This is a genomic window from Parageobacillus galactosidasius, assembly GCF_002217735.1.
In the GTDB taxonomy this organism is placed as follows: domain Bacteria; phylum Bacillota; class Bacilli; order Bacillales; family Anoxybacillaceae; genus Parageobacillus_B; species Parageobacillus_B toebii.
This window is the reverse complement of record NZ_NDYL01000002.1, coordinates 1,230,984-1,254,289: the sequence shown is the minus strand read 5'-3', so window position 1 is coordinate 1,254,289 and position 23,306 is coordinate 1,230,984. Positions and strand designations below refer to the sequence as shown.

The following is a 23,306-nucleotide window of genomic DNA, read 5'->3' as shown; positions in this document are numbered from 1 at the left end:
ATGTTTGTTTCTTATAAATGGCTGCAAGAATATGTAGACCTTACGGGAATAACAGCAAAAGAACTAGCCGACCTCATCACCAAAAGCGGCATTGAAGTCGAAAGTGTGGAAGTATTGAATAAAGGGGCAAAAGGCGTTGTCGTTGGACATGTGCTTGAGCGCGAACAACATCCAAACGCCGATAAATTGAGCAAATGTCTCGTTGATATCGGAGAAGGCGAGCCGGTGCAAATTATTTGCGGTGCCCCAAATGTCGCCAAAGGGCAAAAAGTAGCGGTTGCGAAAGTCGGTGCAGTTTTGCCAGGCAATTTGAAAATTAAACGGGCAAAACTGCGCGGAGAAGAATCAAACGGCATGATTTGTTCCTTGCAAGAGCTCGGTGTTGAATCAAAATTAGTTCCGAAAGAGTACGCTGATGGCATTTTCGTCTTTCCAAGCGACGCACCGGTTGGCGCCGATGCATTGGAATTATTAAATTTAGACGATGAAGTGTTAGAACTTGGACTTACGCCAAACCGCGCCGATTGCTTAAGCATGATTGGCGTCGCATATGAAGTGGCGGCGATTTTAGGGAGAGACGTGAAACTTCCAACCATTGAGCTTCAAGAAAATAACGAAAATGTCCATGATTATATTTCTGTGCGCGTCGATGCGCCCCAAGACAATCCATTATATGCAGGACGCATTGTGAAAAACGTGAAAATCGGCCCATCGCCGCTTTGGATGCAAACGCGCCTGATGGCGGCAGGAATCCGTCCGCATAACAACGTGGTCGATATTACGAACTACATTTTGCTGGAGTACGGCCAGCCGCTTCATGCGTTTGACTATGACCGTCTCGGTTCGAAGGAGATTGTTGTCCGCCGCGCGAAAGCAGGTGAAACAATTGTCACATTGGATGATACGAAGCGTACGTTAACGGAAGACCACCTTGTGATTACAAACGGTACGGAGCCAGTGGCGTTGGCTGGCGTCATGGGCGGTGCGAATTCCGAAGTACGAGATGACACTACAACGGTGTTTATCGAATCGGCTTATTTCACGAGCCCTGTCATTCGCAAAGCATCGAAAGATCACGGCTTGCGCAGTGAAGCAAGCACGCGCTTTGAAAAAGGCATTGACCCGGCACGGACAAAAGAAGCACTCGACCGCGCCGCCGCGTTAATGGCAGAGTACGCTGGCGGTGAAGTGGTTGGCGGCGTTGTTGAAGTCAATACGTTAAAAGAGAAAGAAGTGACGGTCACCATTACGTTGGACCGCATTAACCGCGTGCTCGGCACGATGATTACGAAAGACGAAGTCGCAACGATTTTAACGAACTTGCAATTTGCGTTTACCGAAGATAACGGAACATTTACGATTACCGTTCCATCACGCCGTCGGGATATTTCGATTGAAGAAGATATTATTGAAGAAGTAGCGAGATTGTACGGCTATGACCGTCTGCCGGCAACCTTGCCAGTCGCGGAAGCAAAACCGGGCAAATTGACCCCTTATCAAGCAAAACGCCGGCAAGTGCGCCGTTACTTAGAAGACGTTGGCCTGTTCCAAGCGATTACGTACTCTCTGACAAGCGAGGAAAAAGCGATGATGTTCGCGTTAGAAACGGCGGAACCGATCCGCTTGGCGCTGCCGATGAGCGAAGAGCGCAGCGTCCTTCGTCAAAGCTTGCTGCCTCATCTGTTGGAAGTAGCGAGCTACAACCGCGCGCGCCAAGTCGAAAACGTCGCTGTCTATGAAACAGGTGCGGTATATCTCGCCAATGGCGAGAATGAACTGCCAAGTGAAAAAGAACGTCTCGCTGGAGTCTTAACAGGCGTATGGCATGCCCACTTATGGCAGAGCGAGAAAAAAGCGGTTGATTTCTATGTAGCCAAGGGCATTTTAGACGGATTGTTCGAATTGCTAGGCTTAACGAACCGCATTGAATATAAACAAGCGAAACGCGAGCATATGCATCCGGGACGCACCGCTCATATTTTGCTAGATGGCAAGACGATTGGGTTTGTCGGTCAGCTCCATCCGGTCGTGCAAAAAGAATATGATTTAAAAGAAACATATGTCTTTGAACTTGCCTTGACCGACTTATTAAACGCGGAAGTCGAGGATATTCGCTACTCGCCGATTCCGCGCTTCCCGTCGATCACCCGCGATATCGCCCTTGTCGTCGATGAAAACGTTGTCGCCGGCGAGCTGCAAAAAGCGATTATCGAAGCGGGCGGCGAGCTATTAAAAGAAGTATCCATTTTCGACGTCTACCAGGGTGACCGCCTCCCAGACGGCAAAAAATCGATCGCCTTCTCGCTCCGTTATTATGATCCGGAACGCACATTAACAGACGAAGAAGTAACCGCCGTTCATGAAAAAGTGATCCAAGCAGTGGAACAGCAATTCGGCGCGACATTGCGCGGATAAATAGAATCCCTCGTCTTATGCGGAAACATAAGGCGGGGGATTTTTTGCAAAGAGAGGAGTTTCATGTAGCAGCGAAGGTAGCGTTTCTGTTTTATACTTGAACAAACGGGTATGGTATTACGAATGAAGAGGCGAAAATGTGTCTTGTTGCCGTAAAAAATTGGTTGACGTTTTATTTTGAACTAGTGTACTATCTAACTAGAACACTAATTCACTGTTATTGGAGGGATAAGAATGAATCCGTGGATTGGCTTATTAAAAAAAGAATGGCGCATCTCGAAACTGTGGATATGGACTACGGTTGGAATCGTGATCGCCGTTAATATAGTGGCATATTTATTCGCTCTAAAATACGATGAGCCGATAGCGATGTTTGTTCCATCATTGATTGTCACATGCTTGCATGCTTTTTATATGTTGATATTTATGGCTCTCAGCTTGCAAACAGAAACGAAGCGGCTTCATTTATGGCTTCACACCCCGCAGCCGGTATTTCGATTGGTAAGCGCCAAACTGCTGATCGCGTTTGGCAGCCTGCTTGTTTCCCTGTTTGTTTCAGTGCTATTTACCTACATTGCATCGCTTGGAATAAAAGAGAGGTATTTCCATGAGGAAATGTGGAATCATGAGCTTTTTATCCAAAGCGGTGTGCTGGCGGTTCTGTCTATTGTGCTGCTATCTGTCCATATGGCGGTCTTGTGTTTGTTTTATTGGGTGATTTACCTCATCTGTAAACAAATGATTCCAAAACTCTCGGGGCTGATCGTTGCGCTTATTTATTTTCTGTTAGGCTGGCTATTTTCGCAGTTTATGAAAACAAACATATTCGAATGGTTAACGGGATGGGAAAAAATAGCAGTGCCGGGGATTACGTTCGAGCACAATGCGACTGAGGGCTGGATAATGATCCAAAAGATTGAAACTATATCAATAGGAGCAGGCGTTTTTTACGGTATTATGGCTGTTCTCGTATTTTGCGCTTCTATTTGGTTAATTGACAGAAAAGTTGAGGTGTAAGCATCGTGGTAGAAGAGTTTGATACAACGAAACCTATTTATATACAAATAATGGAAAAAATAAATAAAAAGATTGTACGAAATGAATGGAAGGCGGGAGATAAGCTGCCGTCTGTCCGCGAGATGGCAGTGGAAACAGGAGTGAATCCGAATACGATACAGCGCACATATAGTGAACTGGAGAGGATGGGGATTGTGGAAACGCGGCGCGGTCAAGGAACGTTTGTCACGGAAAATGTGGAAGTCATCGAACGGTTGCGTGAACAGCTAAAGCGGGATATTGTGGCTGATTTTATACGGAACATGACAGAGCTGGGATTTACGCTGGACGATATGATTACCTCATTGAAAAACTACAGGGGGGAGAGCAATGATTCAATTTGAGCATGTGACAAAAAAGTTTGGCAGCGTTACGGCGCTCGATGATGTTTCTCTAAGCTTGGAGAAAGGAAAAATCATCGGCGTCCTTGGCGCCAATGGCAGCGGCAAATCGACTTTTTTGAAATTGATTGCCGGACTCGTTTTTCCTACGAAAGGAAAAGTGCTGGTAGATGGGATGGAAGCAACGAGAAAAATCAGCAGCAAAGTCGCGTATTTATCGGAATTGGACGTCTATTATGACAGCTTTACGGTTCAGGATATGCTGGAGTTTTACGCTTCGCAATTTAGTGATTTCCGCACAGAAAAAGCGTATGACATTTTAGAGTTTATGGAAATCCAGCCTGACAAAAAGCTAAGACAGCTGTCCAAAGGTGGACGCGGCCGCGCGAAAATCGCTTTTACGTTAGCGCGGGAAGCGCCGATTTTATTGATGGATGAACCGCTGTCCGGCCTTGATCCGATGGTGCGCGAATCCATTGTCAAAGGACTGATTTCATTTGTCGATCTAGAACGGCAGACGATGGTGATGACGATGCATGAAATCGATGAAGTCGAACCATTGCTGGATGAGGCGATTTTCCTCCGCGATGGAAAAGTGGCGGAGCGCGTCCGCGTCGATGAATTAAGAGAAACAAGCCGCGATAGTGTAGTAAACCGGCTGAAAAAAATTTATAAGGGAGAGGAATAACCATGAATCCGCTTTTGCAATTGAAAAATGTCAGAAAAGATATTGGCAAGAAAACAATTATCCATGATTTGTCGCTCGAGGTATTTCCAGGGGAAGTGTTTGGATTTCTTGGGCCGAACGGAGCCGGAAAAACAACAACGATTCGCATGATTGTCGGACTGATGGGAATTACCAGCGGCGAAGTGCTGATCAATGGAATCAGTATTCAAAAAGACTTTGAAAAAGCGATTCAGCATGTCGGCGCTATTGTCGAAAATCCGGAGATGTATAAATTTTTAACCGGATACCAAAATCTGCTACATTATGCGCGCATGACAAAAGGGGTCACCAAAGAGCGCATCAATGAAGTTGTCAAGCTAGTCGGCTTGGAAAAACGAATTCATGACAAAGTAAAAACGTACTCGCTTGGAATGAGACAGCGATTAGGATTAGCGCAGGCATTGCTTCACCGGCCATCTTTGCTTATTTTGGATGAACCGACAAACGGGCTCGATCCCGCCGGCATCCGCGAAATCCGCGACTACTTGCGCAAGCTGGCGAAAGAAGAAGGGCTGGGGATCATCGTTTCAAGCCATCTTCTATCGGAAATGGAAATGATGTGCGACCGCTTTGCGATTATTCAACATGGAAGATTAGTAGGAATTGAATCGGTTCAAGAACTGTCCAAACAAGCTCAAAAAGTGCTGCTTACCGTAGAGCCGGTGGAACAAGCGCTAACCGTGATCAAAAACATCTATCCTCATATGAACATCACACCGGCAAAGCAAGGAATTGAAGTTTCCATCGATTATAAGGAAATACCAAGCTTGAATGCCGCCTTAGTGTCAGAAAATATCAAAGTATATGGCATTCAAGTTCTTACGAAATCGTTGGAAGAAAGATTTTTAGAAATGACGGGAGGGAATGAAATTGTCTAGCATTCTTTCATTAATTCAAAACGAAAATATGAAAATTTACCGCCGTATTGGCACATGGTTCATGATCGGGCTTCTTGCCTTGTCGGCATTAGCGGGAGCGCTGATTACAAAAGCAACATATAAAGAACCGGCAAACTGGAAGGCAGAAGTTGTTTCGGAGATAAAGGAAATGGAAGCCCAGCTTTCTGAGGAAAAGGTGCCAAAAATGTATAAAAATCATCTCGAACAGCAGTTGAAAATCAATGAGTATCGTCTAGAGCATAATATAAAACCTGTGGCGTCCAATACGTTCTGGGGATATTTGGTGAATTCTGCAGACATTATTGCGCTGATCACACTGTTTACATCCTTCATTATATTTTTTGGATAGCGATTGTCGTGGGCAGAATATGGGATAAAAAGGTATAATAAAACTATATAAGCGATTCGGAGTGATGACATAATGAAAAAAATGGATTTTTCTGAATTGAGTGAGTGGATTTTGGAGAAAAAAAGTGATGTGGAACGGGACATATTGCAGACAAAAGGAAAAGAGCGCAATATCCGTACACGGGCTCGTGATGAAAACGAAGCTAAAATATTAGATGACCTATGTAAAAAAAAATGGAAAAAGGCAGAAATAGAAGGAAAAGTAAAATACTTGAGCAAGCGGGTGTGGTATTATGAATTCGATTGAGGAAGCAAAACAAAGACTTCGTACGCTTCGTTCCAAAACCTCGTTTGAAAAAATGGTGCAAGTGACGGCCATTTTGACCAAACTCCTAGAACCTTACCGCATTCGTCCAATTATTGTGGGAGGATTAGCGGTAGAAATATACACAAGAAGCGATTACACGACCGTTGATATCGATCTTATTGTTAGCGATCGAAAACGTGCTGGTGATTTGCTTGTACAGTTAGGCTTCACACCAGCGGGACGGCATTGGTATCACGAAGAATTGATGATAAGCATTGAAATTCCAAATGATATGCTAGAAGACGCTGATTACGATAAAGTGATAGAGTTGCGAATGAAAGACGGATTAAAAGTATATGTGATTGGCATTGAAGATATTATTTTAGATCGCTTGCGAGCTTGTGTTCATTGGAAATCTACTTCGGATTGCGAATGGGGAAAAAGAATGCTTTTTCTTCACGCTGAACGATTAGACTTGGAATATATGAGAAAAATGGCAAAGACGGATGGAACGGCAGTACACTTAGAAGAATGGATTCAACAATATAACAAGTGAAAACGGGAAATGAGCAAAGAGTACGGATGCCTGTGGTGATAAGATAAATAATGAGAATAAAGATAGGACAATTGTGAGATCACGACGTCTAAAATGGCGATATATTGTTTTTTAAATTTCGCTTTATTTGTTGCGAAATGAAATCTTGTATGGAACTTCTCCTTATATCATTTTTTTTTTGGAAAAAGAAAATCTCTCAGTTGACTTTTTTTCTAGGAGATTGTTACATTATTAAATAGTTAAATAATTGAACTATTTTTTACAAAGAGGAGTGATAGCTTGCGGTATAGAAACATTCATGATTTAGTAGAACGATATTTATCTGTTTCCTTTATCGTGATGAAAAAAGCGGCAGCGCTCGTGAAGTGCGAGCTTGATGAGGATATGACAAACGACCAATATTACCTGCTTCGCTACATAAAAAAGAAAGCAAAATGCACATCAACCGAGCTTGCGTCCTTGTTTGGCGTAAACAAAAGCGCGATTACGGCGATGACGAACCGCCTTGTCAAAAAAGGCTTGATTCAACGCACGCGCGATCAAAACGACCGCAGGGTTGTTTATTTGACGCTGACGGAGCGAGGGGACGAATGGATTACGGAAACGGAAGAAAAAATTCATAAATTAGTCGAATCGTTCATAACCAAATTTTCGGAGAGAGAAATTGAAACGTTTATTCAAACGTATGAAAAGCTTGCCTGCATTTTGCAAGAGATGGAGGGGGCATCGTGAGAGGAATCGTCAAAGGAAAATGGTTTGTGCTGTTGGCGTGGATTGTCGTTGCTGTCATCCTTATTGTGACGGCGCCGAACATGGCCGATCTTGTCCGCGAGAAAGGGCAGCTTAGCGTGCCAAAAGGCTACTCGTCTTCGCTTGCGATGGATATTTTAAACGAAGTGCAAAAGAAGGAGAACAAAGGAAGCGAACTGTCAACAGCACTTGTGTTTTACCGCAAAGGCGGGCTGACGGACAACGATTGGAAGGAAGCGGAGCGCGCCGTTAAACAGTTGGAAGCGCAAAAAGAGAAACTCGGAATTACCGAGATTATCTCCCCGTTTAAAGAAAAGGAATTGAAAGATCAACTTGTTTCTAAAGATGGCACGACGATTTTAACGTCCGTGAAGCTGGAGCGGAACGGAAGAAGCGCGAAAGAAATAAGCAAGGCGCTTTACAAAGCGATTGATGACATTTCTGTCGAACATTATTACACGGGTGGCTGGATGATTGACGAAGACGTTGTCGTCAGCTCGCAGAAAGGGTTGAAAAAGACGGAAGGCATTACGGTTGTGTTTATTTTAGTGGTGTTGCTTGTCGTGTTCCGTTCGTTTGTCGCGCCACTCATTCCGCTTATCACCGTTGGGATGACGTATTTAGTGTCACAGTCGATTGTCGCTTTTCTCGTGGATCAAGTGAATTTTCCGCTCTCTACGTTTACGCAAATCTTTTTAGTTGCCGTGCTGTTTGGAATCGGAACGGACTATTGTATTTTGCTGTTAAGCCGGTTTAAGGAAGAACTTTCGCAGCACGAAAACCGCACGGATGCGATTGTCGCCACGTACCGCACCGCTGGAAAAACGGTATTGTTCAGCGGAATTGCGGTGATGATCGGGTTTGCCGCAATTGGATTATCAACGTTTAAGTTATATCAATCGGCTGCCGCGGTGGCGGTTGGGGTAGCGGTGCTCCTTGTTGCGCTGATGACGTTGGTGCCGTTTTTTATGGCGGTGCTTGGTCCAAATCTGTTTTGGCCGGCGAAAGGAAATTTAGAGCATAAACAAAGCCGCTTATGGGATGCCGCGGGACGGTTTGCGTTTGCCAGACCGCTCATTGCGTTAGGCATCGTTGCGGTTATTACCGTTCCGGTGTTGGCAACGTATGATGGGGATTTGTCATTTGATTCCCTTGAAGAAATTGGTGACGACTATGCGTCTGTTAAAGCGTTCAATATTATCGCTAAAAATTTTAATCCTGGTGAAGCGATGCCAACGCAAATCGTCATGAAAAACGATGAAGCGATGAACTCGCAAGAATATTTTGCCCTTATTGAAAAAATCAGCCGTGAAGTCGAAAAAATCGATGGTATCGACAAAGTGCGTTCTGTTACACGCCCGACTGGGGAGCCAATTGAACAATTGTTTGTCACCGAGCAAGCGAAAAGCTTAAAAGATGGTCTTGGACAAGGAAAAGAAGGGATTGAGAAAATCAGCTCTGGACTAAGTCAAGCGGGCAAACAGCTTTCCGCATCCGCGCCAAAATTAAAACAAGCGACAAACGGTATGGAAGAGCTTGCATCAGGAACGAAGCGGCTCAAAATGGGTGTTAGCGACCTCCAAAAAGGACTTGCGCAAATTGAACAAGGCATTCGCAGCGGTTCGATGGGAGCTGGCGAAATCAAAAAAGGATTGGCAACAATCAAGGATAATGCGAAAAAGTTAAAGCGAGGCGCTGAGCAGTTGCTGCAAGGATATGAAAAGGCGGGTGCCGGGCTCTCTTCGCTTATCAGCCAGTATGAACAACTGCAAGACGGCATGAACACCCTATCGGAGCAATTATCCTCGGTGAGCGCATCGTTGAATCATATAGAGCAAACACATCCAGAGCTGCAACAGGATCCGGAATATCAGCGAACAAAAATGATTGCAGCGGGATTAGCGCAACGATCCCAGCAAATGACTGCAGGTTTTACGCAATTAAATACCGCACTCAAACAGGCAAGCGCTGGAGTCCGTCAAGCGAACGGCTCGTTTGTGCAGCTTATCAGCGGCCAAAAAGCGTTGATTGATGGGATGACCAAACTGATCGCCGGGCTTGACGAGCTGCAAAAAGGGATGGATAAAGCAGCAAATGGACAGCGTCAAGTAATCGGGCGTCTTCCGCAGCTGTCGAATGGATTAAGCGAAGTGAACGCTGGGCAAGAACAGCTGCTGCGAGGATTTTCCCAATTAGACGGGCAAATGAGTCAATTAATTACAGGGCTTGATCAAAGTGCCGACGGTCTTCGGAAAGTATCGAAAGGCCTAGGTTCCGCAGAAAGCTATTTATCCGAGCTTGCGTCTTCGCCAAACAAAGAAATGACAGGCTGGTATTTGCCGAAACAAGTGCTTGAGAGCAAAGAATTTGCCAAAGCGCAAGATGCGTATATGTCCAAAGACAAAAAAGTCGTGACGTTTGATGTGATTTTCGATGAAAACCCGTATTCCACATCGGCGTTGAACAAAATCGATGATATTAAACAAGCAGTTGAGCGTGCGGTGAAAGATACGAAACTCGAAAATGCAAAAGTTGCCGTTGGCGGAGTGACGAGCATTTATTCCGATTTGCACACGATTTCGTCGAATGACTACTCCCGCACCGTTGTGTTGATGCTTGCCGGCATTGCGCTTATTTTAATCGTTTTGCTTCGTTCGTTGATTATGCCGATGTATTTAATTTTATCGCTTATTTTGACGTACTACACATCGATGGCAGTAACCGAGCTTATTTTCGTCAATGGGCTTGGCTACGCCGGTTTGAACTGGGCGGTATCGTTTTTCGCGTTTGTCATCTTAATCGCGCTTGGCATCGACTACAGCATTTTCTTGATGGACCGCTTCAACGAATATCGTGACAAACCGGTGCAGGAAGCGATGCTGTTGGCGATGCGCAATATGGGAACGGTTATTATTTCGGCCGCTGTTATTTTAGGCGGGACGTTTGCGGCAATGTATCCGTCCGGCGTCTTGTCGCTCTTGCAAATCGCGACGATTGTGCTGACTGGATTAATTTTATACGCGCTTGTTGTACTGCCGCTGTTCGTGCCGGTGATGGTCAAAACATTCGGCAAGGCAAACTGGTGGCCGTTTATGAAGTAAAGGAGGGGCTCTGGCAAGGAGCCCGCTTTTTTTTGAGCATATTTATTGGTGCTTTTGTGAAAGGTAATCTATGATAAAATTACGAATTCGATACAAGGAGGAATAACCAATGAGCAAGCGTGTGCTGATGGTGGTTACCAACCATACAACGATAACCGACGATCATAAAACGGGGCTTTGGCTTGAGGAGTTCGCCGTTCCATATCTTGTCTTTAAAGAAAAAGGATATGACGTGAAAGTGGCAAGCATCCAAGGCGGGGAAGTGCCGCTTGATCCGCGCAGCATTGAAGAAAAAGATCCAGCTTGGGCAGAAGCTGAAAAAGAGTTGAAAAATACGGCCCGCTTAAGCGAAGACGATGCAACTGGATTTGATGCGATTTTCCTTCCTGGCGGTCATGGGACGATGTTCGATTTTCCAGATAATGAAACATTGCAATACGTCCTGCAGCAATTTGCCGAAGATGGAAGAATCATTGGCGCTGTGTGTCACGGTCCGTCCGGGCTTGTCAATGTAACATATAAAGACGGAACACCGCTTGTCAAAGGAAAAACGGTAACCGCATTTACAGATGAAGAAGAAAGAGAAGTGCAATTAGACCAATATATGCCGTTTTTGCTTGAATCAACGTTGCGCTTAAGAGGCGCCAATTTTGTCCACGGTGAAAAATGGACGGACTTCTCCGTACGTGATGGCAATTTAATTACAGGGCAAAACCCGCAATCAAGCAGAAGCACGGCGGAAAAGGTTGTTGAGGCGCTGGAGGAGAGAAGCTAACCGGCAGCGGGAGCTAAACTTACTCGTCTATGTATGAACAAAGAGAGGCTGACTCAAAAGGTCGTTAATAACGATCTTTTCGAGCCATCCTCTTTTTATGTTTATTTTTTAGCAATCCGCGCTGCTTTTTCGGTATTAGCAAAATGAAGCTTCGCGCACATTTCGAGAATGGCAGGCCCATGCGTTTGGATAAGATTGGCGGCGGCCTGATCGACTTGCGCTCCCGCTCCTTTTGGCAATGTCATGCCCACTTCTTTGCTTAATCGCTCCATTTCCTGCAAAAATACGTAGCGGGCGATTATCGAAGCAGCGGCCACTGCAACATGAACCGTTTCTGCCTTCGGGTAGCAATACACATGATCGCGGACGACATTTGTTTCGTTTTCGAGGTAGCGAAAATATAAGTCCCGTTCAATAAATTGGTCAATAATAATCGCTTCCGGTTCTATAGGGGAAAGCTGTTTGACAAGCTTTCCAATCGCTTCATTATGCAGCAACGCTTTTATTTTCGTTTGCGGCATTCCGCTTCGTTGCCAATCATTATACATTGGATTGGACAGTATAACCGTTTGGTTCGGGATCATGTTCATAAGCGACGGGGCGAGCCGTCGGATGGCTTCATCCGTTAATAGTTTTGAATCTTTTATTCCCATTGCTGTGATCGCATCCATTTGGTCTTTGGCAACATATGCGGCGGCAACGACAACTGGTCCGAAATAATCTCCGGTTCCGACTTCATCGGAGCCGATTGCCGATGCGGCAGCCAAGGGGGGCTGGGGGACTGGCGCTTCCTTTTGATCCGATTCTTTCATCCATTTTGCCGCTTCTTGTTCTGCCTCTTTTCCTTGAAACAGCACTTTTCCCGTGCGGTAAGCGGTGATCGTGCAGCCGGACCGTTTGGCAACGAACAAAGCACCTGCAGGAAGGTGTCCGGTTATATCGGAAGCGTAATGATTCCGCATTTCTTCAAGCATCGTCGCTGTTGCCGTGATGACGTGATTTGCCATGGCCATTCACTCCTAATCACTATCGTTTTTTCTTTTGCATATCATAGTAGTCGTATCTTTTCATTATATCAGCATTCATGTTATGATAAACAATAGGATTTTGAGGAATGGGGGAAATCATTTGGCGGAGCAACAAAAAACGCGGGTGACAGTCGATATATACGGACAGCAATATACGATCGTTGGCACAGAAAGCTCAAGCCATATTCGTTTAGTGGCATCCATTGTCGATGATAAAATGCGGGAGATTAGCGAGAAAAATCCGACATTGGATATTAGTAAACTAGCGGTACTGACAGCCATTAACATCGTTCATGATTATATAAAATTAAAAGAAGAATATGATCGGCTTTTACAAAAACTACATAAAGAAAAGGATGAGTAACGGAATGGTCGATCTTCTTTTGCTCTTTATCCTTTTAATGGGGTTTATGATTGGTCTAAAACGGGGATTTATTTTGCAATTTATTCATATGGCCGGCTTTATCATCGCTTTTGTCGTCGCTTATCTTTATTATGAAAAATTAGTGCCGCCGCTGCGTCTGTGGATTCCGTATCCGACGTTCGGCGCCCCGGAGACGGCCAAACTGCTGTTTGAAAGCACGCATTTGGATGAAGCATACTATCGAGCGATCGCATTTGCGATTTTATTCTTCGCAACGAAAATTGTGCTGCAAATCATCGGTTCGATGCTTGATTTTGTGGCGCAATTGCCGATTCTTCGCAGCATTAACCGCTGGACTGGCGGAGCGTTGGGATTTATCGAAGTGTACTTAATCGTATTTTTACTTTTATACGTTGGTGCGCTTATCCCAATTGAAAGCATACAAACGAAGCTTCAACATTCTTTTATGGCAATGGTGATTGTGAAGCACACTCCGTTTTTGTCTGATATGTTGAAGCAAATGTGGATTCATTATATGGCATAGTAACTTCTCTATATTCATAGGGAAGTTTTTTTGTACTTTTTCATAAAAAACTTGTATTATGTTTCGTAGTGGGTTGTACGGATAGGTGGGGATAAAATGAAAGGAAATAAAAAAGATGTCATTCGTCTGCTGGAGACGATTGCGTTATATATGGAAATCAAAGGAGAAAATCCGTTTAAAATTGCGGCGTTTCGCAAAGCGGCAAGCGCATTGGAAACTGATGAACGAAGCATTGCGGAAATAGACGATTTCACCGCGATTCCCGGCATCGGAAAGGGGACGGCAAGCGTCATTCATGAATTTTTGGAAACAGGAACGTCCAGCGTTCTTGAACAATTGAAACAGGAAATTCCAGAGAGCTTGCTTACCCTGCTTCGGCTTCCCGGACTTGGCGGCAAGAAAATCGCAAAGCTATATCAAGAACTGGGCATTGTGGATATTGCTTCATTGAAAGAAGCTTGCCTCGAGCAGAAAGTACAGCAGCTTCCAGGCTTCGGAAAGAAAACGGAAGAAAAGCTTTTAGCCGCCATTGAAGAAATCGGCTCTCGCCCGGAACGGCTTCCGTTAGCCTTTGTGCTGCCGATTGCCGAGGAAATAGAAAATCAGCTTAAAAATATGGAAGGAATCGTTCGTTTTTCTCGTGCCGGCAGTTTGCGGCGAATGAAGGAAACAGTGAAAGATTTAGATTTCATTATCGCAACGAACGATCCGCATCTTGTGCGGGAACAGTTATTGAAGCTAGCGAATGCCTCAGATGTGATTGCAAACGGTGATACGAAAGTGTCCCTAGAGCTTCGCTATGAGTATGAAATTGCTGTTGATTTTCGTTTAGTGACACCGGAGCAGTTCGCCACGACGCTCCATCATTTTACGGGATCGAAAGAACATAATGTCCGCATGCGGAAGCTGGCAAAAGAGCGCGGTGAAAAAATTAGTGAGTATGGAGTAGAAAATGTGAAAACGGGAGAAGTGAAAACATTTTCTGATGAACAAGCGTTTTTTGCCCATTTCCAGTTGCCGTTTATTCCGCCGGAACTAAGGGAAGATGGGACCGAAGTCGACCGCTATCGCGACGACTATTCGCTTCTTTGCCTTTCCCACATTCAAGGAGATTTGCATATGCACTCTACTTGGAGCGACGGAGCGTGCTCGATCGAGGAAATGGCGGAAGCATGCCGGAAAAAAGGCTACCGCTATATGGCGATTACCGATCATTCTCAATATTTAAAGGTCGCCAACGGGCTGACGGTCGAACGGTTAAAGCGGCAGCGCGAAGAAATTGAACGGTTAAACGCGAAATATGATGATTTTACAATTTTGGCTGGAATAGAAATGGATATTTTGCCAGATGGGACGCTTGATTACGATGATGGCGTTCTCGAAGAACTTGACTTTGTCATCGCTGCGATTCATTCAAGTTTTTCCCAGCCGCGTGACGTGATTATGAAGCGTCTTGCTGCTGCGCTTCGCAATCGTCATGTTGATTTGATCGCTCATCCGACAGGGCGGTTAATCGGAAAGCGAGACGGATATGACGTAGATATAGACATGCTTATCGAATTGGCGCGGGAAACGAATACGGCGCTTGAGTTAAATGCGAATCCGAACCGTCTCGATTTGTCGTATTCCTATTTGAAAAAAGCGCAAGATGCTGGAGTAAAAATCGCGATTAATACAGATGCCCACCATTTGGACATGCTTGACCATATGGAAATAGGGGTCATAACCGCACGAAAAGGATGGATTCGCAAGGAAACGGTGATCAATACATGGTCTCTTGAAGAGTTGCGCAGCTTTTTGCAGCGCAATCGGTAAACGTATTCGGAATCGAATTGGTTGACAATTTTCAGATGGAGGTTTTTCATCCGTGCATACAAGAGTGCTTCACGTATTAGAATTTGATAAAGTAAAAGAGCAGTTATTAGAACATGTATCTTCGTCATTAGGAAAAGAAAAGGTAGAAAAACTATTTCCTTCTTCGCATTTTGCCGAGGTCACAAACTGGCAAGAAGAAACAGACGAGGCGGTAGCCGCGCTTCGTCTGCGCGGGCACGTTCCGCTCGGCGGCATTTTTGACATCCGCGCAAGCCTCAAGCGTGCGAAAATCGGCGGAACGCTTAGTCCGCATGAGCTTTTAGATATTGCGAGCACCATTTCTGCAAGCCGGCAATTGAAGCAGTTTATTGAATCGCTGCATGAAGAGAAAGAAGAGTTTCCTCATTTGGCAGGCTATGCGGAAAAACTTGCTGCGCTTCCGGAAGTGCAACAGGCCATTGAACGCTGTATTGATGATCATGGTGAAGTGATGGATCATGCGAGCGAACGGTTGCGTTCTATCCGCCAGCAGCTTCGAACAACTGAAGCGCGGGTGCGCGAAAAATTGGAGAATATCATTCGTTCGCAGTCGGCGCAAAAAATGTTATCTGATGCGATTATTACGATTCGCAACGACCGCTACGTCATTCCAGTAAAACAGGAGTATCGCGGTGTTTACGGCGGCATCGTCCATGATCAATCGGCTTCGGGAGCAACATTGTTTATTGAACCGCAAGCAGTGGTAGAATTAAATAACCAGCTCCAAGAAGCGCGTGTCAAAGAGAAACGAGAAATTGAGCGGATTTTAACGGAGTTGACAAGCATTGTAGCCGAACACGCGGAAGCATTGCTCGAAAATGTCGACATATTGGCACAGCTCGATTTTATTTTCGCCAAAGCAAAATATGCCAATAAATTGAAAGCGACAAAGCCTGTGATGAATGATCGCGGCTATATCCGGTTATTACAGGCGCGCCATCCGCTCATTGACCAGGACGTTGTTGTTCCGAATGACATTGAGCTTGGCAAAGACTATACAACGATCGTTATTACCGGTCCAAACACCGGCGGGAAAACAGTCACATTAAAAACGATCGGATTATTGACATTGATGGCGCAAGCAGGCTTATTTATTCCTGCGCTCGATGGTTCTGAATTAGCAGTATTCCGTTCCGTCTATGCGGATATCGGGGATGAGCAATCGATTGAACAAAGTTTAAGCACATTTTCTTCTCATATGGTCAATATCGTTGATATTTTACGCAACGTTGATCATGAAAGTCTCGTTTTATTCGATGAATTAGGTGCGGGAACCGATCCGCAAGAAGGCGCGGCGTTGGCGATCGCCATTTTAGATGAAGTGCACGGGCGCGGAGCACGTACGGTGGCGACCACCCATTATCCGGAGTTAAAAGCATACGGATACAATCGTGACGGCGTGATCAATGCAAGTGTCGAATTTGACACCGAAACGCTTCGTCCGACGTATAAGTTATTGATTGGCATCCCAGGGCGAAGCAATGCCTTTGAAATATCGAAGCGGCTTGGACTCGATGAGCGCATTATCGAACGGGCAAAATCGCATATTAGCGCAGAAAGCAACAAAGTGGAAAATATGATCGCTTCGCTAGAACAAAGCAAGAAGCGGGCGGAAGAGGAAGAGAAAAAAGCAAAAGAAGCGCGCATGGAAGCGGAAAAACTCCGCAGCGATTGGGAGCAAAAATGGGAAGAACTTCATGAAAAACGCGATGAAATAATAGAAGAAGCGAAACGGAAAGCAGCCGACATCGTCCGCGCTTCCCAGCAAGAGGCTGAGCGAATTATTCGCGAACTTCGCCGAATGCAAAAAGAAAAACAAGCGGAAATTAAAGAGCATGAACTGATTGAGGCGAAAAAACGCCTAGAAGAAGCGATTCCAACATTAGAGAAGAAGAAAAAAGAAAGAAAAAAACAGACGCAGCACGCCTTTCAGCCTGGCGATGAAGTAAAAGTGACAAGTTTAAATCAAAAAGGATATCTTGTGGAAAAGGTTTCTGATGATGAGTGGCAAGTACAGCTCGGCATTTTAAAGATGAAAATCAACGAACGGGATTTAGAATATATCGGCAGTGCGCCGAAAACGGAGACAAAACCGCTTGCTACCGTAAAAGGAAAAGACTATCATGTCGGATTGGAGCTTGACTTGCGCGGGGAACGGTACGAAGATGCGATAGTCCGTTTAGAAAAATATATTGATGATGCGCTTTTAGCGGGATATCCTCGCGTTTCGATCATTCACGGAAAAGGGACAGGAGCGCTTCGCAAAGGGGTGCAAGAATTTTTGAAAAAGCATCGCTCTGTGAAAAACTTCCATTTTGGTGAAGCAAATGAAGGAGGAACAGGGGTAACGATTGTCGAACTGAAATGACGAGGAGAGAACGTGATGAGTTCGTTTTGGGAAAACGAAATCGTAAAGATTGCCGCCAATTTTAGCGTGGCTGTTTTATGCATGGTCGTGTTTTTAACTATATTTGAGCTAGTGACAAAATATAAAAATTGGGAAGAGATTCAAAAAGGAAATGTCGCGGTGGCGATGGCAACAGCCGGGAAAATTTTTGGTATTGCCAATATTTTTCGCTATGCTCTTCGCCATCATGAATCACTGCTGGCGATGATCGGCTGGGGAGTGTATGGCTTTATTTTGCTACTCGTTGCGTATTTTATTTATGAGTTTCTTACTCCAAAGTTTAATATCGACGAAGAGATTGCGAAAGACAATCGGGCGGTTGGGCTGATTTCCATGGTTATTTCCATCGGCTTATCGTTTGTTATTGGAGAAGGAATTCGGTAAAGGGAGTTAAAAGATGGAGACATTAGTAAGAATGTTGCTTGTTTTATGTGGAATTTTTTTGATCATTGGCATCGTCTATTTAGCGTGGAAAAACAAAACGATGGAAACATTGGCAAAATTATTGTTTATACTATGTGTGTTTTTTGTTCTTATCGGCGTCATCTATTTGTTTTTTTAACGCCCTATGAGATAGGGCGTTTTTTTTGATGTAAAATTCAAAAAAGTGTAATAAAATAAAAATAAACCATCTGAAATTTTTTTGATAAGGGGGAGTACGATGGAAAAACCATGGCTTACTCATTATCCGCCGGAAATTCCGCATCACCTTGACTATCCTAATAAAACATTGCCTGATTACTTGCGGGAAACGGCGGCGGAATTTGGCGAGCATGATGCGATTTATTTCTTTGGGAAAACGCTTACATTTCGTGAAGTTTATGAACAGGCGCTCACATTGGCAAATTATTTGAAACAAATCGGACTGCAAAAAGGGGATCGTGTGTCGATTATGCTGCCAAACTGTCCACAAGCGGTTATCAGCTATTATGGTGTGCTGTTCGCGGGCGGCATTGTCGTGCAGACCAATCCGCTTTATACGGAGCACGAATTGGAATATCAGCTAAACGACAGCGGAGCAACGGTGCTCATCACATTAGATATGCTTTATCCAAAAGCAGCGAAAGTAAAAGCAAATACAAAAGTGAAACATCTTATTATTACGAGCATTAAAGACTATTTGCCAACGATAAAAAAATGGCTATATCCATTCATGCAGCGGAAGCAGCAGCCAGTGATTGTCAAAGTGGAAGAACGGAGCGACCAGCATCTATTTTCCAAAATAATAGCCCGTCCGAACGCAATGGAGCCAAACGTGGAGATCGACCCTGTTGAAGATGTCGCGTTATTGCAGTATACCGGAGGAACAACCGGCGTTCCAAAAGCGGCCATGCTTACGCACCGAAATTTAATCGCCAATACGTTGATGTGCGCTCATTGGATGTATCGATGCGGAAAAGGAACGGAGTCGATTTTGGGAGTTTTGCCGTTTTTCCATGTATATGGCATGACAACGATCATGAATTTAGCGATTGTGCAAGCGTATAAAATGATTCTTTTGCCGAAATTTGATGCGGAAACAACATTAAAAACGATTGAAAAACTAAGACCAACGTTGTTTCCTGGAGCGCCAACGATGTATATTGCGCTTTTAAATCACCCGAATTTATCGCGCTATGATTTGTCATCGATCAAAGTATGCATTAGCGGATCAGCACCATTGCCGGTGGAAGTTCAGGAAAAATTTGAAAAATTGACTGGCGGAAAACTGATTGAAGGATATGGGTTGACGGAAGCATCGCCTGTTACTCACAGCAATTTTGTATGGGACGGGGAACGGGTAAAAGGAAGCATCGGAGTGCCATGGCCAGATACGGAAGCGAAAATTATATCATTGGAAACAGGGGAAGAAGCAAAAGTGAACGAAATTGGTGAACTCGTTGTTCGCGGGCCGCAAGTGATGAAAGGATACTGGAATCAGCCGCATGAAACGGAGAATGTTTTACGTGACGGATGGTTATATACGGGAGATGTTGGTTATATGGATGAGCGCGGTTATTTCTATATCGTCGACCGGAAAAAAGATATGATTATTGCAAGCGGATACAACATTTATCCGCGTGAAGTGGAAGAAGTATTATATGAACATCCGAAAGTGCAGGAAGCAGTAGTTATTGGCGTTCCAGATGAATATCGTGGAGAAACGGTAAAAGCGTTTGTCGTTCTTAAACAAGGAGAGCAATGCACGGAAGAAGAGTTGGATCAATTTATGAGAAGTCGATTGGCGGCATATAAAGTACCGCGAATTTATGAGTTCCGCAAAGAACTTCCAAAAACGGCGGTTGGGAAAATTTTGCGAAGAGCATTGCTGGAGGAAGAAATGAAGAAAGGATGAAGATTGTTGAAGCTTTTGCAAAAGATCATCTTGACAAAATAAATAAGGAGTCCTTAAAATGAAAACATGAATGAACGATCATTCATGTTTTTTGTAAAGGAGAATGAATGTTGAGGAGAGATAAGCCAAAATTTAAACAAATTATCGATGCAGCGGTGGTAGTGATTGCTGAAAATGGATACCACCAGGCGCAAGTATCAAAAATCGCGAAACGAGCCGGGGTCGCAGACGGCACGATTTATCTTTATTTTAAAAATAAAGAAGACATTCTTATATCGGTGTTTGAGGAAAAAATGGGCTCCTTTATTGAGAAAATTGAACAAGAGATAGCAGGAATTTCGAGTCCTTTAGAGAAATTGTACGTATTAGTAAAGAAACATTTTGAATCACTGGCCGCAGATCATCATTTAGCCATCGTTACTCAACTGGAATTGCGTCAATCGAACAAAGAATTGCGACATCGCATTAACGATGTGTTAAAAAGATATTTGCGCATTATTGACGAAATTGTAAAAGAAGGAATCGAAAAAGGCGAGTTTCGCCGTGATTTAGATATTCGGCTTGCAAGGCAAATGATTTTTGGAGCGATTGACGAAACAGTGACGACATGGGTAATGAACGAGCAAAAGTATGATCTAGTCGCATTAGTAAATCCAGTGTATGAATTGTTAACAAAGGGTTGTGCATCTTCGTAAGACAGCATATTTGTTTAAAGGGGGAGAAGAGGAGATGGAATTTTTTCGTATCCATAAAGAAGAGTTTGTCGCGGACGTAACGTTTTCTCGTCCGCCGGCAAACGCTCTTTCATCCGCTGTGTTGAAAGAGCTTTCAGCCTTGCTCGATGAGCTGGAGGCGGATGATAACGTCCGTGTTGTGCTTCTTCACGGCGAAGGAAGATTTTTCTCCGCAGGAGCGGATATTAAAGAGTTTACTTCTATAGCGTCCAGCGATGAAGCGACAGCGCTGTCGCAAAATGGACAGCAAGTGTTGGAACGAATCGAGCGCTTTCCAAAGCCAGTGATTGCGGCCATCCATGGCGCAGCGCTAGGCGGTGGACTGGAGCTGGCGATGAGCTGCCATATCCGCATTGTTTCCGAAAACGCCAAACTCGGCCTGCCAGAGCTGCAGCTTGGCATCATACCTGGCTTTGCCGGCACGCAGCGGCTTCCTCGCTACGTCGGCTTCGGCAAAGCGGCTGAGATGATGTTGACGAGCGAGCCGATTACCGGAGCAGAAGCGGTGCAGTGGGGATTAGCAAACAAAGCGGTGCCAGAAGAACAATTGCTCGAGGAAGCAAAAAAACTGGCGAAAAAAATCGCGCAAAAAGGCCCGATTTCGGTTCGCGCTACATTGCAGCTTTTAAATTCTTTTAAAGAAAAACCATTCCAAGAAGCAATGCGTGAGGAAGCGGAGCTGTTTGGAAGCATGTTCACAACAGAAGACGCGAAAGAAGGAGTGCAAGCGTTCATTGAAAAGCGTCCGCCGGTCTTTCATGGTAAATAATGTTTTTAATTGACGGAATCTTTAAAACTGAAGTAATGTTTAATCAAAACAAGGAGGGACTCACATGAACATTTTCGTCTTAATGAAGCGCACATTCGATACAGAAGAAAAAATTACGATTGCAGATGGCAGAGTAAACGAAGAAGGAGCAGAATTTATTATCAACCCGTACGATGAATACGCAATTGAGGAAGCGATTCAAGTACGCGACAAACATGGCGGTGAAGTAACAGTTGTGACGGTGGGCAATGAGGATGCGGAAAAAGAATTGCGTACGGCGCTAGCGATGGGATGCGATAAGGCGGTGCTCATTAATATTGAAGAAGATGTTGAAGAACAAGATCAATACACAACGGCGAAAGTTCTTGCCGAATATTTAAAAGACAAAAACCCTGATTTGATTTTGGCAGGAAATGTCGCCATTGACGGCGGTTCGGGACAAGTTGGTCCGCGCGTAGCGGAATTGCTGGGAATCCCGTATGTGACGACAATTACGAAACTAGATATTGACGGCGATAAAGTAACGATCGTCCGCGATGTGGAAGGAGACGAAGAAGTGATCGAAACGTCGCTTCCACTGCTTGTGACAGCGCAACAAGGACTTAACGAGCCGCGCTATCCTTCGCTTCCAGGCATTATGAAGGCGAAAAAGAAACCGCTAGATGAATTGGAATTAGATGACTTGGATTTGGATGAAGACGATGTTGCGGCGAAAACGAAAACGATCGAAATATTCTTGCCGCCAAAAAGAGAAGCGGGAAAAATTCTTCAAGGTGAAATCGCTGATCAAGTAAAAGAGCTTGTTCAACTTTTACGTTCAGAAGCAAAAGTGGTGTAATTTTTCATAATAGGGGGACTGAAAGATGGCACGCAAAGTACTGACGTTAGCAGAAGTTCGTGATGGATCATTAAGAAACGTTTCGTTTGAGGCGATCGCAGCGGCAAAAACGATTGCCCAAGGCGGGGAAGTCGTATCCGTCCTTGTCGGCGAAAGCGTCCAATCGTATGCCAATGAGTTATTTTTCCACGGCGCCGACCGCGTCGTTGTGGTAGAGCATCCAAATTTAAAAAATTATACATCTGACGGCTATTCTCAAGCACTGAAAGCAGTGATTGACGCGGAAAACCCAGAAGGGATCGTATTGGGCCATACCTCATTAGGAAAAGACTTATCGCCGAAATTAGCGGTCAAATTAAACTCTGGCCTTGTTTCCGACGTGGTGTCTGTGGAAGAAGCTGGGGGCAACCTTATCTTTACACGTCCGATTTACTCTGGAAAAGCGTTTGAAAAGAAAATCGTTACAGACGGCATCATTTTTGTCACTGTTCGTCCGAACAACATTCAACCGTTAGAACGTGATGAATCGCGTTCCGGAGAAGTATCGAACGTTTCTGTCGACATTAAAGATTTGCGTACAATTGTAAAAGAAGTCGTTCGTAAAACAGCGGAAGGAGTCGACCTATCTGAGGCGAAAGTCATTGTTGCCGGCGGACGCGGTGTGAAAAGCGCGGAAGGCTTTAAGCCGCTGCAAGAGCTTGCCGAAGTATTAGGCGGTGCTGTCGGTGCATCACGCGGTGCGTGCGACGCGGGATATTGCGATTATTCGCTTCAAATCGGCCAAACTGGGAAAGTCGTTACGCCAGACCTTTATATCGCCTGCGGGATTTCCGGAGCGATTCAACATTTAGCTGGTATGTCGAACTCGAAAGTCATCGTAGCGATTAACAAAGACCCAGAGGCAAACATTTTCAAAGTCGCTGATTACGGTATTGTCGGAGATTTGTTCGAAGTTGTTCCGTTGTTAACGGAAGAATTTAAAAAATTAAAAGTGCATTCGTAAATTTTTTACGAAACGGGCAAAGCGAATTGCTTTGCTCGTTTTCTGCTGTCTGCTCGAAGGCATAATTCCTGCCAGAAAGCGAATATTAGAAACGAAGCAAAATATTCGCACTAAACTCCATTACGTGATATACTTTGCTTACAGTATCATAGCGA

Annotated in this window: 23 protein-coding genes; 22 read left to right on the top strand and 1 reads right to left on the bottom strand. The window is 44.6% G+C overall.

Translation table 11 applies throughout. The features are described 5' to 3' along the window. From pheT to B9L23_RS15840, 11 genes are all read left to right on the top strand, one after another. On the top strand, window positions 1-2,415 hold the full coding sequence (gene pheT / locus B9L23_RS15890; protein WP_089098003.1) for a phenylalanine--tRNA ligase subunit beta: 2,415 nt from the start codon (window positions 1-3) through the stop codon (window positions 2,413-2,415). Window positions 2,416-2,649: 234 nt separating this feature from the next. Then, entirely contained in the window at window positions 2,650-3,432 is a 783-nt protein-coding gene (locus B9L23_RS15885; protein WP_089098002.1) for a hypothetical protein, read from the top strand. A gap of 5 nt (window positions 3,433-3,437) precedes the next feature. Continuing rightward, window positions 3,438-3,815 carry a GntR family transcriptional regulator gene (locus tag B9L23_RS15880; RefSeq protein WP_015864750.1) on the top strand — a complete coding sequence of 126 codons (378 nt, stop codon included), beginning with the start codon at window positions 3,438-3,440 and terminating at the stop codon, window positions 3,813-3,815. Then, window positions 3,802-4,500 (top strand): ABC transporter ATP-binding protein, encoded by a 699-nt coding sequence (locus B9L23_RS15875; RefSeq protein ID WP_015864749.1) that lies wholly within the window; start codon window positions 3,802-3,804, stop codon window positions 4,498-4,500. Before B9L23_RS15880 ends, B9L23_RS15875 begins: the two co-directional genes overlap by 14 nt. A 2-nt stretch (window positions 4,501-4,502) precedes the next feature. Then, window positions 4,503-5,417, top strand: coding sequence for an ABC transporter ATP-binding protein (locus B9L23_RS15870; RefSeq protein WP_015864748.1), 915 nt, complete (start codon window positions 4,503-4,505; stop codon window positions 5,415-5,417). Then, window positions 5,410-5,787 (top strand): hypothetical protein, encoded by a 378-nt coding sequence (locus B9L23_RS15865; RefSeq protein ID WP_015864747.1) that lies wholly within the window; start codon window positions 5,410-5,412, stop codon window positions 5,785-5,787. The genes B9L23_RS15870 and B9L23_RS15865 overlap by 8 nt, the downstream gene beginning before the upstream one ends. Before the next feature lie 72 nt (window positions 5,788-5,859). Next, entirely contained in the window at window positions 5,860-6,093 is a 234-nt protein-coding gene (locus B9L23_RS15860; protein ID WP_015864746.1) for a hypothetical protein, read from the top strand. Then, complete coding sequence (locus B9L23_RS15855; RefSeq protein WP_015864745.1) at window positions 6,080-6,649, top strand: DUF6036 family nucleotidyltransferase; 570 nt, start codon at window positions 6,080-6,082, stop codon at window positions 6,647-6,649. The genes B9L23_RS15860 and B9L23_RS15855 overlap by 14 nt, the downstream gene beginning before the upstream one ends. Window positions 6,650-6,928: 279 nt before the next feature. Further along, window positions 6,929-7,381: a MarR family winged helix-turn-helix transcriptional regulator gene (locus tag B9L23_RS15850; protein WP_089098001.1), complete on the top strand. Its 453-nt coding sequence runs from the start codon at window positions 6,929-6,931 to the stop codon at window positions 7,379-7,381. Then, window positions 7,378-10,500 carry an MMPL family transporter gene (locus B9L23_RS15845; RefSeq protein ID WP_089098000.1) on the top strand — a complete coding sequence of 1,041 codons (3,123 nt, stop codon included), beginning with the start codon at window positions 7,378-7,380 and terminating at the stop codon, window positions 10,498-10,500. Before B9L23_RS15850 ends, B9L23_RS15845 begins: the two co-directional genes overlap by 4 nt. A 109-nt stretch (window positions 10,501-10,609) precedes the next feature. Further along, a complete protein-coding gene (locus B9L23_RS15840; protein WP_015864742.1) occupies window positions 10,610-11,275 on the top strand; it encodes a type 1 glutamine amidotransferase domain-containing protein in 666 nt (221 codons plus the stop codon). 101 nt (window positions 11,276-11,376) lie between these two features. Here the strand turns inward: B9L23_RS15840 and rnhC are convergent, their stop codons facing one another. Next, window positions 11,377-12,282 (bottom strand): ribonuclease HIII, encoded by a 906-nt coding sequence (gene rnhC / locus B9L23_RS15835; RefSeq protein WP_089097999.1) that lies wholly within the window; start codon window positions 12,280-12,282, stop codon window positions 11,377-11,379. Between the two features lie 121 nt (window positions 12,283-12,403). Here rnhC and zapA point away from each other — a divergent pair, with 121 nt between their 5' ends. From zapA to B9L23_RS15785, 11 genes are all read left to right on the top strand, one after another. Further along, window positions 12,404-12,667 carry a cell division protein ZapA gene (gene zapA, locus B9L23_RS15830; protein WP_015864740.1) on the top strand — a complete coding sequence of 88 codons (264 nt, stop codon included), beginning with the start codon at window positions 12,404-12,406 and terminating at the stop codon, window positions 12,665-12,667. Window positions 12,668-12,671: 4 nt separating this feature from the next. Next, window positions 12,672-13,211 carry a CvpA family protein gene (locus tag B9L23_RS15825; RefSeq protein WP_062677853.1) on the top strand — a complete coding sequence of 180 codons (540 nt, stop codon included), beginning with the start codon at window positions 12,672-12,674 and terminating at the stop codon, window positions 13,209-13,211. A gap of 96 nt (window positions 13,212-13,307) precedes the next feature. Next, window positions 13,308-15,026, top strand: a complete 1,719-nt coding sequence (polX, locus tag B9L23_RS15820; protein WP_089097998.1) for a DNA polymerase/3'-5' exonuclease PolX — start codon at window positions 13,308-13,310, stop codon at window positions 15,024-15,026. Between the two features lie 52 nt (window positions 15,027-15,078). Further along, window positions 15,079-17,433: an endonuclease MutS2 gene (locus B9L23_RS15815; protein WP_015864737.1), complete on the top strand. Its 2,355-nt coding sequence runs from the start codon at window positions 15,079-15,081 to the stop codon at window positions 17,431-17,433. A gap of 15 nt (window positions 17,434-17,448) precedes the next feature. Further along, a complete protein-coding gene (locus B9L23_RS15810) occupies window positions 17,449-17,856 on the top strand; it encodes a DUF350 domain-containing protein (protein WP_089097997.1) in 408 nt (135 codons plus the stop codon). 13 nt (window positions 17,857-17,869) lie between these two features. Then, entirely contained in the window at window positions 17,870-18,034 is a 165-nt protein-coding gene (locus tag B9L23_RS20600) for a hypothetical protein (protein WP_167317814.1), read from the top strand. A gap of 99 nt (window positions 18,035-18,133) precedes the next feature. Then, window positions 18,134-19,807 carry a long-chain-fatty-acid--CoA ligase gene (locus B9L23_RS15805; protein WP_089097996.1) on the top strand — a complete coding sequence of 558 codons (1,674 nt, stop codon included), beginning with the start codon at window positions 18,134-18,136 and terminating at the stop codon, window positions 19,805-19,807. A 110-nt stretch (window positions 19,808-19,917) separates the two neighbouring features. Beyond that, window positions 19,918-20,502: a fatty acid metabolism transcriptional regulator FadR gene (locus tag B9L23_RS15800; protein ID WP_089098346.1), complete on the top strand. Its 585-nt coding sequence runs from the start codon at window positions 19,918-19,920 to the stop codon at window positions 20,500-20,502. Window positions 20,503-20,536: 34 nt separating this feature from the next. Then, window positions 20,537-21,310 carry an enoyl-CoA hydratase gene (locus B9L23_RS15795; RefSeq protein WP_081188821.1) on the top strand — a complete coding sequence of 258 codons (774 nt, stop codon included), beginning with the start codon at window positions 20,537-20,539 and terminating at the stop codon, window positions 21,308-21,310. Between the two features lie 64 nt (window positions 21,311-21,374). Next, window positions 21,375-22,148 (top strand): electron transfer flavoprotein subunit beta/FixA family protein, encoded by a 774-nt coding sequence (locus B9L23_RS15790; RefSeq protein WP_015864731.1) that lies wholly within the window; start codon window positions 21,375-21,377, stop codon window positions 22,146-22,148. A 25-nt stretch (window positions 22,149-22,173) separates the two neighbouring features. Next, the gene (locus B9L23_RS15785; protein WP_015864730.1) at window positions 22,174-23,151 is read left to right on the top strand and encodes an electron transfer flavoprotein subunit alpha/FixB family protein; all 978 of its coding nucleotides are present in this window, start codon (window positions 22,174-22,176) and stop codon (window positions 23,149-23,151) included. The last annotated feature ends 155 nt before the right edge of the window (window positions 23,152-23,306 follow it).